Below are 14,228 nucleotides of genomic sequence, written 5' to 3' on the forward strand. Positions count from 1 at the left end.
TGTAAATCAGGAATGGCGATGGGAGGGGTCAATCATAAAAGCTGTCATCATGGCCGGAGGAAAAGGAAGCCGTTTACGTCCCTTGACATCGAATCTACCCAAACCGATGGTACCGCTTCTAGGCCGTCCCTGCATGGAATACATCATCGATTTACTCAAGCGTTATGGGATAACCGAGATTGCTGTGACTGTCCAATACCTTCCGCAAGCCATCAAGAACTATTTTGGTGATGGTTCTGATTATGGTGTGAGCCTCTACTACTTTGAGGAAGAAACGCCGCTTGGAACGGCTGGGAGTGTAAAGAATGCCGAGCAGTTTCTTGATGACACCTTTGTCGTCATCAGCGGCGACGCGTTGACGGATTTTGATTTACATCAAGCTGTCGAGTTTCATAATGCGAAACAAGCCATTGGGACTGTAGTCATGACACGCGTCGAGAACCCGGTGGAGTACGGGATTGTGCAGACGGATGCGGATGGTAAAATCACACGTTTTCAAGAAAAACCAAACTGGGATGAGGTTTTCAGCAACACAGCGAATACGGGCATCTACGTGTTTGAACCTAAGGTGTTGACTTTCTTCCGTCAGGGACAGGTGTTTGACTTCAGCAAAGACCTGTTCCCGTTGCTGATGAAGGCAGGCTACCCGCTCTACGGGTACGTAGCGAACGGTTATTGGTCAGATATTGGAAACCTCGTTCAGTATCGGCAGAGTCAGTACGACATGTTGAACCGAGTGGTCGACGTTGAGATTCGGGGTCACGAGCTCTACCCTGGCGTTTGGATGGGTGAAAACGTCCTGATTCATTCTTCAGCTGCGGTGTCGGGTCCAGTGTTCATTGGCGACGGCAGCGTCGTTGGGGAGTCCGCGAAAATCTTGCCGTTCTCAGTCATCGGTCGTTTTACGCGAATTCATCAGGGGGCACATGTGGAACGCTCCATCGTTTGGAATCGAGTTTCCATCGGTGCGGCGGCAACACTTGAGGGTTGCACAGTATGCTCTCGTGTCAACCTGGACTATGGAGTTCGACTGCAGGAGAACACGGTCGTTGGTGCGGACAGTCAAATCGGCGCCAAAGCGGATATCTGGACGAACGTGAAAGTCTGGCCGCACAGAAACATTGAACCAGAGACGATTCAAAACAGTTCGCTCATCTGGGGGAAAACCGCAAAAGCACGGCTCTTTCAGGAAAATGGCATTCAGGGCATTCCGAATGTGGATATCACACCAGAGTTTGCTGGAAAACTGACATCAGCCTACGCAACCTGCTTGAACAGTGATGCGGTCGTTAATGTGAGTTGTGACGACGAACCCTACAGTGAGGTGATCAAGTATTCGGTGATTTCTTCGTTGCTTGCGGCTGGAATGGACGCGCGTGACATGGGATCCGGTCTGCTGGCACCCCTGGCCAGTTTTGGATGTCGCACTTCAGATGCAGGTGGCGCCATTCACGTCTACAGTATCCGCGAAGGTGCAGAGAGTCGTGTGGTCTTACGGATCTTCAACCATGAGGGAAAACGCCTCAGTGCCGACATGAAGCGAAAAATCGAGAACGCGTTTTTCCAGGAAGACTATGTAAGACCGGACATCAACCGGCTTGGCCGTTTGCAGCCAACGGAGAATGTATCGCGCCTCTACTTGCGCAGTACCTTGTCGGTCTTGGACAAAAGCGGTCTGCAACAACGCAGACTGAAAGTGGTCTATGGCTGCCAGCAAGCGAGTGTGGTTCTCTTAATGCATCACCTGCTTGAACAACTTGGGTGTATCGGCATTATGCTCAACGACAGAGAGGAAGCATTGGCGAAAACAGTGGTGGAGATTCAGGCAGACCTCGGAATTTACTTCCGTGACAACGGTGAGTCGTTTCACCTCGTGACAGACACGGGTCATCGCCTTAATGATGACGAGCTCAGATGCATCCAGGAGATGATTCAGAGTCTTGCTGAAGCCAATGCAGACCGACCATTGGTCACCGAGTTTGATGCATTTTGCTCAAACATCTTGTTACTCAGTTACCTTGCGAGGACGGGTACCCGCTTACAAGGAATGGTGCAGGCATTAAGTGCCGAAAGAAGCGTCGCAGTCGGAATTTCAGACATCTTGTAAGGAGGTTGGCATCTTCCGGGTTGGATATTTCAGCGATGCAGGTCAGCGCAATAGGTCAGCGTTATAAGTAGCGCGATAGTTCAGCGCCATAGTTCAGTGGCATAGATCAGTGGTATAGATCAGTGGCATAGATCGTGCAGTAGGTCAGGGATGCAGGTCGTCGGCGGATTCAAAGTACTTGTAACATTACTAAAAGCATGTAAATATACTCATGAGCTCTCGTCACATTCTTCGCGTGGAAGGGAGGAGAAAGTGAGTGAATTTACCGACGCAACCTGCACCCGCTGCCGTAAACCCACCCGACAAGCCGTTGATTCGGAAATTGACGTGGTGGGTCGTTTTGTTGCCCATTGTCATGTTTATTGCAATGGCGATCCACAGTGTGTTTTGGCTGAACTTTGCACACGTTTTAGCTGGGGTTCTTTGGACTGGTGCGGACATCTTCATGGGTTTCATGGTTGGACCAATTCTTCGAAAGCTGTTGCCGGATCAACGTAAAGCGTTTATCAACTGGCTGGTTCCAAAAACGATGATTTATCTGCCTGTGCTCGCGTTTACCACAGGCACGGCCGGTTGGACCATGGCTTCCTGGTTGCGGATGATGGTACCTGGGAATCCCGAACGTCCATGGATCATCGGTGCACTGGTTGTCATCACGATTCTCGCCGTTACCGGGTTTGGGTTCCTTCTTCCAACTTCGATTCGAACCTACCTGGAACTGCAAAAACCGACTCCGAGCTTGGAAAAGGTGTTTCGACTCAACCGCAGAAACAATTCATTTGCCGGTATTCAAGGACTCTTTCAGGTCATTATTATCTTTATCATGGCCCATCTGGTGATGGGGTGACGGATCAAAGAACAAGGCATGCATCTGCCGCCAGAGAGCAGCGGTGGACGCATGCCTTGTTTTTTTACTTCACTTGATTCGCGATGCCACGAGGCTTATGAAGTATCGGGTTTATAATCAAATGTGTTCGCTTTTGAATGTTCGCTTTTGAACGTTCGCTTTTGGGCTTTACCAGGTAATCAGCCTTTGGTGTTCGGTTGCTCAATCTTGAACGAGCTCTTCAGGGAGACAATCAGGTTGAACACCTTCTTGTCTGGTGTCGTATCCTTTGGATCGACATTAAAGAAGCCTTGGCGCACGAACTGGAACTTCTCCTGGGGCTGCGCGTCTTTGATGTCAATGCCGATATAACCCTGCTCGACCTTCAGCGAATCGGGGTTCATACGCTCGTCAAATGGAAGAGCGTTGTCGGCGTCCTCCTGGAGCATCGGTTCATAGAGCCGAATCTCAGCGGGAATGGCACTTTCGCAGGATACCCAGTGAATCGTCCCCTTGACCTTGCGTCCCGTAAATCCACTGCCGCTCTTGGTTTCGGGGTCATAGGTGCAATGAACCTCGACCACATTTCCGTCCGCGTCCTTGATGACATCCGTGCACTTGACGAAGTAAGCGTCTTTTAAGCGCACCTCGTTTCCAGGGTACAGTCGGTGATACTTCGGCGGCGGAACTTCCATAAAGTCTTCCTGTTCAATATAAACCTCACGCGAGAATCGAACCTGCGCCATGCCCATCTCAGGGACTTCAGGATTGATCTTCACATCAAGCGTCTCAACTTGGCCCTCGGGATAGTTTGTAATCACCAACTTGAGCGGACGGATGACGGCCATCGTCCTAGGTGCACGCAGGTTGAGGTCTTGGCGCACATGGTGCTCAAGCAGTTTGTAGTCCACCTCACCACCAGCAACCGTGATACCAAGTTCTTTTACAAACGAGCGGATGGACTCCGGTGTGAATCCGCGGCGACGAAGACCGGAGATGGTAGGCATGCGCGGGTCGTCCCAACCGTCCACGAGCTTCTCATCCACGAGCTTCTTCAAGTACCGCTTACTCATCACCGTGTTGCTCAGATTCAGCCGGCCGAACTCGTACTGATGCGGCACGTGCGGCATTTCACATTCACGGACCACCCAGTCGTACAGAGGACGTTGATCCTTAAACTCCAAGGTGCAGAGAGAATGTGTGACACCTTCAATCGCATCCTCGAGTGGATGGGCATAGGCGTACATCGGATAGATGCACCATTTATCACCGGTGTTGTGGTGCACGGCGTGGGAGATGCGGTAGAGCACCGGATCGCGCATGTTTAAATTCGGCGAAGCCATGTCGATCTTCGCTCGCAGGACCTTCTGCCCGTCTCCGAATTCGCCCCTTCGCATGCGCTCGAAGAGATTGAGGTTCTCTTCCACAGTCCGATCTCGATAGGGGCTGTTCTGCCCAGGCTCTGTCAGCGTACCGCGGGTTTCACGGACTTGGTCTGCGGACTGGTCGTCTACGTATGCCTTGCCCTTGTTGATGAGGAGCAAAGCACGGTTGTACATCTCTTCAAAGTAATCGGAGGCAAAAAACAGACCATCCCATTCAAACCCGAGCCAAGCTACGTCCTCTTTGATGGCGTTCACATATTCGCTGTCTTCTTTGAGCGGATTGGTGTCATCAAAGCGGAGGTTCGTCTTGCCGCTGTACTCGTCAGCGACGCCAAAGTTGATATAGATGGATTTTGCATGTCCGATATGCAGATAGCCGTTCGGCTCTGGCGGAAAGCGGGTCACGACTTGCGAGACGCGTCCTGCCTGCAAATCCTCCGTAATGGTCTCTCGAATAAAGTCAGATGAACTCGGTGTAGTGTCCATGGTACCAACCTTTCGGTGTCGCGATGACGTAACTTCCATCTATAATAGCAAATTTGACCTCTAGTCATCTAATCTTGTCCCTCGTGTGCATTTCTTTCCATACAAAGTGATGCATGTTCACTGGCGTCATGTTCGTCCGAAATTTCAAAACTGTTGTATCATAGAAACGATAGAGGTAAGGCGGAGCACACGAGGGGGAGAATACATGGAAGTGGTCGTTGTATCAGCTGTACGGACAGCGATTGGCAAAGAAGGCGGGTCGCTCGCTGCAACCCCGGCCTACAAAATGGCCGCAGCTGTCATTAAAGAGGCAGTGGCGCGGGCTAAGGTGGATCCAAGCGAGATCGGCGATGTCGTCTTTGGCAATTGCTTCAGCGAGGACGGCAACCTGGCACGGGTGGCAGCGCTAGAAGCCGGGCTGCCTGTAGACGTACCGGGGTTGACGATTGACCGTCAGTGCGGCTCTGGCATTAACGCGGTGGCGCTCGCCGCACAGACGATTCTCTCCGGGCAGGCTGGCGTCGTGGTTGCAGGGGGGGCTGAGAGTTTGTCCCAACGCCCGTACATGATGGGGCGCCCGACAAAGGCGTATGACCGGATGCCTCCGCAGTTTCTGCGCTTGCGGCTGTCGACGGAAGCAATTGGCGATCCGCCGATGGGCATCACTGCGGAAAACCTGGCTGAAAAGTACAACATCAGTCGTGAGGAGCAGGATGAATTTGCTTTCCACAGCCAACGCAAAATGGCTGCAGCGATGGAAGCAGGGAAGTTCAAGAATCAAATTGTCCCGCTAGAAGTGAAGGATGGCAAGATAACGCGCAGCTTTGAGGTTGATGAACATCCTCGTGCAACCACAATGGAAGCGCTCGCAAAGCTTCGTCCGGTGTTTAAGGCGGGGGGAACCGTCACTGCCGGAAACAGTTCCGGTCTCAACGATGGGGCAGGTGCCCTCGTGCTCATGACCCGAAAACGCGCCGAGCAGCTAGGACTGGACGTGCTGGCGACGGTTCGCCAGACAGCCATTGCCGCCGTTGACCCGAACATTATGGGTATCGGGCCGGTTCCGGCGATTCGCAAGTTGCTAGAGCGCACGGAATTGAGACTTGATGATATCGATCTCGTTGAGCTGAACGAAGCGTTCGCTGCACAGGTTCTCGCTTGTGATCGGGAGCTGCACTTCAATCATGAGACCCTGAATGTCAACGGGGGAGCGATTGCACACGGCCATCCGATTGCAGGAACCGGAGCCATTCTCGCAACCAAGCTGTTGCATGAAATGAACGCCCGCAATGTAAAACGCGGTATCCTGACTGCTTGCATCGGTGGTGGGCAGGGGATTGCGACCTTGTTTGAGCGATAAACGGTCACAAACCAGTGGATAAGGCGTTCGGTGTTCAATTTTTCAGGTTGGCAAAGCTTGACCAGATGAGAATCGGATTTTATAATTTTTAACAATAGCAAACCTAGGCGAAAGTCCAGGGACGCAAAGCCACGGGGCTACTGCATGCGCAATGCCAGCCGGGCTGCCGGAAGACCTTACCCGTCAGAAAGGGGATAGTATTAATGAAAAAGCTGATGTTCGGCGTGATTGCCACTGCCACCGTTTTCGCCGCTGCGTGTACTCCCGTCTTTGCCAGCGTATCCAATTCAGGAATGACGAACACGTCTTATACTGCAACGTCTACCAAGGGCAGTACGACGACTGCAGGCTACGCAAATGGAACTGGAAAAACAACGATTACCGCAAACCGATTTGAAGAATTCTTTGGCTGATCTAAGAGATAAATGCGTAATGGGAGACTGGTCGGTCTCCCATTTATTTCTGTTTATAGACAAGTTCTGACGTAAGGGGATATCTCAATGGGGTATGGGGAACTGCCTACGTATGACCATATGGATCTCGGTATTCGGCTGCTTGAGGAAGAGCGGCGAAGAATCGCGAGAGACTTGCACGATGGACCGACACAGATGTTGACGAATATCAGCATGAGACTCGAACTGCTCGATCATATGATGGATACGAATCCAGGAGCGGCGAAACAGGAACTGTCCCGCATCAACAACCAGGTCATCCAGAGCATCAACGCCGTCCGCAGACTGCTGTTTGACTTGCGTCCCATTGCGGTCGATGAGGTGGGGTTGATCAAAGCGGTAGAGCAACTTGTAGAGAAATACGCCCGTGAATATGAGCTTCCGGTGAGTCTGGAAGTGAAACACGATATTGGCCGTGCTTTGTCACCTGCGAAACAAGTGGCGCTGTACCGGTTGATACAGGAAATTTTGAACAACATTAAAAAACACGCTGCAGCCACCCAAATCACAATTACATTTGAACAAGTCGGTCAATCCGGCGTCGTATCCATCTCAGACAACGGCAAGGGGTTTGACCCGTCCAACATTCCTGCGGGTCATTATGGTATTGTTGGTATACGGGAGCGGGCTGCTTACATGAATGGGAGCTTGGATATTGTTTCTCATATCGGGCGCGGCAGTGTCTTTTCTGTTTCAGTTCCTCTAACATCCTGATTACTACATCCTGAACAGATGGGGCCATAACATGAAACGCGAAATTCAAGCCTCATTTGAATCGGCTGCATCGCAAACGCGACGCGGATTCTACCATTCAGCTCTTGAAATGTGGCTGCAATTGCTGACTGATCCCGCTGCAGACAACGAGACATGCGCGGGGATTCACGACGAAATCGGCAAAATACATATCAAACTTGGAAATGATAAAACGGCTCTGAATCACTTTCAGAAGGCCGTTTCTTTGTCGTCCACTGCAAACGGGATGGGGCTTTATCAGACCCACATTGCGGCAGCTTACCGTCGGCTGTCTGACTTTGACCGTTCGTCCCGTCTGTTGAGAGCGGTTCTTCGCAACTACGGACAGGACCTGGGAGATCGTCAGCTTGGAATTGTCTATTTGAATTTAGGCACGGTACAAGGCGCAACCGGATTTTATCGGGAGGGTTTAGACAACACCTGCCATGCACTCAGGTGCTTTGAAGCAGCGAATTATAAAGATGCTTATCCGCAACTCTATAACAACCTTGGTGTATTTCATCTCGAACTGGGCAATTTTCGAGAGAGCGAACAATACCTTCTTGAGGCAAGTCGGTTGTCACATGAACCATATCTTTCGGCACTGTCAGAATTAAGTCGACTATATTTCGAGACAAGACAGTTCAACCAGGGCATCTCATATTTAAAGCAATGCCTGTCTTTGGTTTGGTCAGAAATTTTAAGCCACTCCAAAGAAGACCTCTCGCGGATTTGTTCCTTACTTGCCCGGATTTCAAGAGAATTAGGGGATACCCAGAGCGCTCTTCGCCTGGCGGAAAAGTCGCAACTGCTTTTTGGTCAACTGGGCATGTGGCCTGAATGGGAGCAGGTTCAGCTCTTGATGGACCAGTGGGGGCGAGAAGCGGCTCTTCAAACTGGGGGAGAAGAGGTTTCAAAAGTCATCCATCCGGTACCTCATCGCGTCGATATGTCTTTAGAGGTGAGAAACTTTCTTTCGCTGCTTGATGTTTTAAATGGTCAGGAGTTTCTTGATAAACAATTCTCGAACGTCATGGATACAAGGGTACTTTACGCGGAAGCCCTGGCGAGACAATTTGATTTTACGGAGGGTGAAATACAAGACTTGGTCTACGCCTGCCGTTTTGCGGATTATGGATTGACTGCTTTGGAGTTTGAGGTCATCACAGACCCTCAGCGCTCGCTCCACGCTTGGGAACAGTACAAACGTCATCCGGAACTGAGTGTCCAATTGCTTCAGATTCTTAATTTGCCTGGGCGTGTTCTAGACATTATCGCGGAGCACCACGAACGCTTTGATGGCAGTGGCTATCCATCGGGCAAGCGAGGTACATCGGTATCTCTGTTTGCACGAATCTTTGGTATCGTGGATTACTATGCGACGGAGGTCACCGTTCACGCGAAGCCTCATTCATCGGTGATGTTTGAGATTGAGGCTGAAGCAGGGCGCCTGTTTGACCCTGTCGTGGCAGCAGCCTTTGCCCAAATGTTTGAACGAGCACACACGTAACGCCTACTCTTCTCCCAAAAACTCATGTTGGACCGATAAATCAGGTTCAGGGTTTCGATTGTCTCCTCTGAATCGTCTGCTGTAGCCCCTCTGGTCTTGGGTCGCTATTTTTGTCAGTGAGGAGCAAATCAATGCCCAGCAACTTGTGACACTAAGAGCATGACGCCCGTACCAAAGCCGCCTCCGAGGGCGGCCAGACCCCAATTCTCCGTCAGAGACGCGGGAAGGATGTTTTTTGCGACCACGTACAGCATGGCTCCGGCAGCGAAGGCAAGCGACAGCGACAGGAATTGATTTGACACGTGGACAAAGGCGAGCGATATCAACGTGCCGGCGGGGGTAACGAGGCCGGTGAAAAACGTGATCGCCAGAATGTGACTCTTTGAAACACCCGCGAGACGTAAAGGTGCAGCGATACCCATGCCTTCCGGAATGTTGTGTATGGCAATGGCAAGGGCGATGATGGCTCCGAGTTCGCGGTGGACCGCGTCACCTGCACCAATCGCGATTCCCTCTGGTAAATCATGAAGTGCCATAGCGATGGTGATGAACCAACCCATGTTTCGAAAATGGCTGATCGCTGAGCCGTCATCATGATCACCCGACACTCGGCGAACGACATAGCTCGTGAGAACCATAAAGGCCCAACCGATAGCGACGCCAACAAAGAAAATGCGCGGACCTGCCGTTCGAACAGAGGATGGCATGAGTTCTGTAATGACAACGGTCAACATGATACCGGCCGCCATCCCGAGGATGACAGACAGCCATCTTGAGGACAAGCGGGGGAAGGCTGTGACAATCCATCCGCCGAGCGGCGTTGACATACCGGACAAGAGGCTTATCAAAAGTATCTGCGCCAAGCAGCATCAGACTCCTGGAGAGTTGGATGAGGTTCTTACTGAGAGATATTCGGATTGAGGGGCGGACATGCATAGAGGTTTTGAGCTTGGCCTCACCGCACACCTTTTCGCAAGTCGCGGAGGGAGTAAAAGGTTCCTCGCCACTCGATGCCTCCGCGGCGGAGACAAAGGAGTGCGGATCGCACGAGGATGAAGAACAAAACGGGGGCAGCCAGAGGTAGAGTGAGTCCCCATAGAACAGACACGCCGCTGTATCGTCGTGTTAAATGAAACATACACAGTTCGATCACGAAGGCTAGGGCAAAGAGGAACCGTATCCAGCCGGTTGCAAAGACAGCGCCGAGGAATGGTCCGTCGTACACGAGCAGCAACATGAGGACGCCGAGAGTAAAGTATGAAAACCTGTACTGAAACGGAGCAAGTGCGTTTTTCTCGAGACCACGTGCCATTTCGCTGAGCGATGGGTACCACTCAACTTGGAGGAGCTTTGTACCGCCCGCAAACTGCTGATGAAAACCCGCACGTTTGATGGATGCTCCGAGTGCCAGGTCCTCATCGGGCCGCAGCGCAACCGCCTTGTGTCCACCGACAGCTTCATAGGTGGCTTTGCGGATTAAGTTGAACGCACCAATGCCCACAAAAGCAGATGATTTTGGGCGCTCTGCATCCTGCGGACGGAACACCATCACGATGTTATAGAGGAAAAGGTACACAACTGCGGAGAGCCAAAACCCTTTTGCGACGAGGTTTGGAGCAAGGGCCAGATGGTCTCTATGGCTTTCAAGGACATGGTGCATAGCTGATGCGACGGCATCGTTTGAAAACGTGACATCGGCGTCAGTAAAGAGCAGCCACTCACCTCGAGCCTGTTTGGATGCTTTGTACAAGGCGTGATTTTTTCCTAGCCAGCCAGCAGGCAAATCTTTGATGTCGATGACCTGCAGTTCAGGCCAGTCGGACTTTGCTTCATCAAGGACCTTGCCAGTTTGGTCGGTGGACCTGTCATTGACCGCAATTACTTCAAGCTTCGGCCAGGTCTGGGCACGCAGTGACGCCAATGTTTTCGGGAGTGCGAGTGCTTCGTTTTTTGCCGATAAAATAACGGATACCTTTGGTACTGAAGCACTGTCCAGGGAACCCGAAACAGCCCCAAGTCCATGACTTGGGGCTGAAATATGTGCGCTTGGGGTGTGAGGCAAGTCAACGGATCGGACGAGACCTAAAAACGCGCGTGTGCCAAGCACCAACCAGGTAAGCAGTACGAGGATACCAACAAGCGAGAGCCACATGGACCGATGTAACCTCCGTCATAAGATGCTGACACAAATGTTACATCGAACTGGACTGACTCTCAACAGAACTGGACTGACTCTCAACAGATGCCTGTTTCGCACGGTGCGGCCGCAACAGGAACAGACCTAAAAGCAGCGCTACCAGGTAAAACAGCACAAATGAGCGGAACCCCACATCGGTGGAGTGCACGAGCGCACCTTGAATATGTGCGCTGAGAACGCCTGCGGTTCCGAGAAATGCTTGTGAAGCCACAGCCGGCGGAACGCTGAGTTCGGCGATGACCAGTGCGAGCGTCATACTGAGGGCCATTCCGACGTTGCGGAAAGTAAAGAACATCCCGGACGCCGATCCCGCTTGTTCCCTTGGCGCTGACGACAGAACGGCCTTGGTCAGTGAAGGCCAGGCAAGACCATTCGCCGCTGACATAATGAGCTGTGGCACGACGATAGCCAAAATAGACAACCGCGGACCGACGAACCCGAGTAACAAGCCTCCTATGCCAAGTAAAAAGACACCCGCAAGGACGAGTCGGGCGGGTCCAATCCTATCAGCCAGGGTTCCGCCAAGCGGTCCCATAATCAACTGTGGTGCGGACAACGGGATGAGCAGAAGCCCTGCATCAAGTGCATTCAAATGAAGCGCACCCTGCAAGTACAGTGTGAGCAGGAACGTCGTTGCAAAATAACCAATGGAATAACTCATGGTGATCCCAAGGCCTGCTGAGAAATGCCCATGCAGGAGTAACTTTAAGTCAAACAGCGACTGCTTGACACGCATCTCGACGGCGACAAAAGCAGCCAAGAGGACGACCGCAGCCGCAAACAACCCGAGGATGGCTGCCGAAGACCAACCCCATGCCTGCCCTTCCGAGAGTGCCAACAGGAGTGCCACGAGTCCGGACGCGAAGGTGATAATCCCCAGCCAATCGGTTTTCGCCTTGACTGCTGCCGAGGTGTTCTTCAGAACAATTGCAGAAGCAATCAGGCCGATGATGCCAAACGGAACGGTCACGAAGAAGATGGAGCGCCACCCGAAGGATGTGATGAGTGCGCCGCCAACCACTGGCCCGACAATTGAGCCGATGACCCAGGAGGTCGAGTTGATTCCGAGTGCACGGCCGAGTTCCTTTTGCGGAAATGCCCGCACAATGATCGGAGTTGCGGTTGCGAGTGCAAGGGCGGCTCCTGTGCCCTGAATAAAGCGGTAGATGACGAGCATTGTACCAGTGTTTGCGAAACCGCACAGGGCTGTGCTGATGGTGAAAATCACGAGGCCGATCATAAAGATCCGCTTCGTTCCAATGACGTCCGACCATCGGCCCGCGGGTAACAGGAAAACCGTGCTCGTGATGATGTATGAGGTGATGGTCCAAAGACCTGTCACCACAGTGATGTGCAGGCCTTGCATCAGCTTCGGGAGTCCCACTACGACAATGGTTGCATCCACGTTGGTGATGAAGGAAACGAGGGTGACAGCGGCGAGGATGGACCACTTTCTTGCATTTTGTTCAGTCATCGATGTATCTGTGCTCCCCTTTTCAAAAGTTCTGGGACTGGCATCGGACGGGGGTGAAAAGTCCGACTCTCTGACCACTCCTTACTTTTGTAAAGTATATCATATTTTCGCCGCTTCTTTTCTCCTGGAAGTTGTTTACGGTGCATTATGTTTGACACGGGAGTAAGGTGCGGGAGTAAGGCGGCGAACGGCCGAGGCTAAGTCGGTGGGACCGACTTAGGTGACGGAAAATTGGAAGTTAAGTCGGTGGGACCGACTTAACGGATCGCGAGAGGGGTTGCTAAGTGGGTGGGAGCGACTAAGCCAGCCTTTAAGGTGGCGAACGGCTGAGGCTAAGTCGGCGGCACCGACTTAGGTGACGGAAAATTGGAAGTTAAGTCGGTGAGACCGACTTAACGGACCGCCAGAGGGGTTGCTAAGTGGCTGGGAGCGACTAAGCCAGCCTTTAAGGTGGCGAACGGCCGAGGCTAAGTCGGTGAGACCGACTTAGGTGACGGAAAATTGGAAGTTAAGTCGGTGAGACCGACTTAACGGACCGCCAGAGGGGTTGCTAAGTGGCTAGGAGCGACTAAGCCGGCGCGGGGGCACACGGGGGTGGGTGCACGGGATCGGAGGCAGGAGTGAGGCAGGAGTGAGGCAGGAGTGAGGCAGGAGTGAGGCAGGAGTGGGGTGCACAGGAGCGGTGCAACTCGAGCAGCGGATCGGTGGTAGAATCGGATCATACGAATAAGCAACTTTGGCGGGCGATTTGAAGAGACAGGTGCGCGATTTGACGAGACGGGTGGGCGATGTGAATTGATACAAAAGATACGGGAGAATCTCTATCTTCGACCGAGCCATATTCAACAGATGCAAAGTGCGGTCATGGTGCACCAAGGAAATCTGTACCTGTTTGACCCGGGTTATTTCGACGATGAGGTCAGGGAGATTCAGGCGTTGGTCGAGGACTTGGCGGCCACTGGTCATGCTCGCACTGAGGTGCCTGATACGGCCCGCACTGCGACACGGATTGTTCTGACGCACTCCGATTACGATCACATTGCCGGTGTCCCATACTTTCCCGGTTGCGCGGTCTTGGCGGCATCCACGTGGGATGAGGACAATGAGGTCCGATCGATTGCCCAGATTGAGTCCTTCGACAGCGAATTTTATGTGGACAGGCCATGGCAGGGCAAAATGGAGCGGATTCGGATTGACCAACGATTGAATGACGGCGATACGTTTGACGGTCTCTATTTTTACCATGCGAAGGGCCACACAGATGATGGTCTTGTGACTGTCTGTGATTCGGTGGCGGTTGTCGGCGACTACTTGTCGGCGCTGGAGTTCCCCTTTATCTACACCTCCTACCGGAGTTATGAGGAGACGATGCGACACTTCAGAGCGGTGTTTGCGAAGCATGATGTTGATCTCGTGGTCACGCAACATGGGCCGCATGCGGATGGGAAAAGCGAGATCGAACATCGACTCGCAATCTCCGAAGACTACCTTGCAGAGCTCGCGCAGGTGGTGCAGGAAGGACTGGCCGCGGGGCACGATCTCGATGACGTGGTCCGGGCATCCGAAGTGCAGATGCGGTTCGATGGAAAACCATTGTCGAGCGGGATCGTGAATATGCACCGGGCCAATGTCCGTTTGACGTGGCAGGAGTTTGGGGGCAGTTCAAACGAACGGTGACACACGCCCTCAGTGCCAAGAA

General features: G+C 52.5%; 11 protein-coding genes and 1 riboswitch. Of the genes, 7 read left to right on the forward strand and 4 right to left on the reverse strand.

From position 1 onward, the window contains the following. Positions 1-49 precede the first annotated feature (49 nt). Together AN477_RS12580 and AN477_RS12585 are read left to right on the forward strand one after the other, a co-directional pair. Positions 50-2,107 (forward strand): sugar phosphate nucleotidyltransferase, encoded by a 2,058-nt coding sequence (locus AN477_RS12580; protein ID WP_157061947.1) that lies wholly within the window; start codon positions 50-52, stop codon positions 2,105-2,107. A 256-nt stretch (positions 2,108-2,363) separates the two neighbouring features. After that, positions 2,364-2,954 carry a hypothetical protein gene (locus tag AN477_RS12585; protein WP_054969518.1) on the forward strand — a complete coding sequence of 197 codons (591 nt, stop codon included), beginning with the start codon at positions 2,364-2,366 and terminating at the stop codon, positions 2,952-2,954. Positions 2,955-3,133: 179 nt separating this feature from the next. On the opposite strand, the gene AN477_RS12590 is transcribed toward AN477_RS12585, so the two are convergent. Beyond that, entirely contained in the window at positions 3,134-4,804 is a 1,671-nt protein-coding gene (locus AN477_RS12590; protein WP_054969539.1) for a glutamine--tRNA ligase/YqeY domain fusion protein, read from the reverse strand. A 205-nt stretch (positions 4,805-5,009) separates the two neighbouring features. Here AN477_RS12590 and AN477_RS12595 point away from each other — a divergent pair, with 205 nt between their 5' ends. The 4 genes from AN477_RS12595 (at position 5,010) to AN477_RS12610 (ending at position 8,858) form a co-directional block, all read left to right on the forward strand. Further along, a complete protein-coding gene (locus AN477_RS12595; protein ID WP_054969519.1) occupies positions 5,010-6,164 on the forward strand; it encodes a thiolase family protein in 1,155 nt (384 codons plus the stop codon). Between the two features lie 86 nt (positions 6,165-6,250). Beyond that, a riboswitch (cyclic di-GMP riboswitch) is annotated at positions 6,251-6,335 on the forward strand. Between the two features lie 32 nt (positions 6,336-6,367). Next, positions 6,368-6,577 carry a hypothetical protein gene (locus AN477_RS12600; RefSeq protein ID WP_054969520.1) on the forward strand — a complete coding sequence of 70 codons (210 nt, stop codon included), beginning with the start codon at positions 6,368-6,370 and terminating at the stop codon, positions 6,575-6,577. Between the two features lie 87 nt (positions 6,578-6,664). Next, entirely contained in the window at positions 6,665-7,330 is a 666-nt protein-coding gene (locus AN477_RS12605; RefSeq protein ID WP_054969521.1) for a sensor histidine kinase, read from the forward strand. A gap of 31 nt (positions 7,331-7,361) precedes the next feature. Next, positions 7,362-8,858: an HD domain-containing phosphohydrolase gene (locus AN477_RS12610; protein ID WP_054969522.1), complete on the forward strand. Its 1,497-nt coding sequence runs from the start codon at positions 7,362-7,364 to the stop codon at positions 8,856-8,858. Between the two features lie 128 nt (positions 8,859-8,986). On the opposite strand, the gene AN477_RS12615 is transcribed toward AN477_RS12610, so the two are convergent. The 3 genes from AN477_RS12615 to AN477_RS12625 form a co-directional block, all read right to left on the reverse strand. Then, a complete protein-coding gene (locus tag AN477_RS12615; protein ID WP_054969523.1) occupies positions 8,987-9,721 on the reverse strand; it encodes a ZIP family metal transporter in 735 nt (244 codons plus the stop codon). A gap of 92 nt (positions 9,722-9,813) precedes the next feature. Beyond that, positions 9,814-11,010, reverse strand: coding sequence for a glycosyltransferase family 2 protein (locus AN477_RS12620; RefSeq protein WP_054969524.1), 1,197 nt, complete (start codon positions 11,008-11,010; stop codon positions 9,814-9,816). Positions 11,011-11,050: 40 nt separating this feature from the next. Beyond that, positions 11,051-12,529 (reverse strand): DHA2 family efflux MFS transporter permease subunit, encoded by a 1,479-nt coding sequence (locus AN477_RS12625; RefSeq protein ID WP_054969525.1) that lies wholly within the window; start codon positions 12,527-12,529, stop codon positions 11,051-11,053. A 795-nt stretch (positions 12,530-13,324) separates the two neighbouring features. On the opposite strand from AN477_RS12625, the gene AN477_RS12630 reads away from it, so the two are divergent. Further along, positions 13,325-14,206 carry an MBL fold metallo-hydrolase gene (locus tag AN477_RS12630; protein WP_054969526.1) on the forward strand — a complete coding sequence of 294 codons (882 nt, stop codon included), beginning with the start codon at positions 13,325-13,327 and terminating at the stop codon, positions 14,204-14,206. Positions 14,207-14,228 lie beyond the last annotated feature (22 nt).

The sequence above is a fragment of the Paenalicyclobacillus ferrooxydans genome (assembly GCF_001399675.1).
In the GTDB taxonomy this organism is placed as follows: Bacteria; Bacillota; Bacilli; order Alicyclobacillales; family Alicyclobacillaceae; genus Alicyclobacillus_B; species Alicyclobacillus_B ferrooxydans.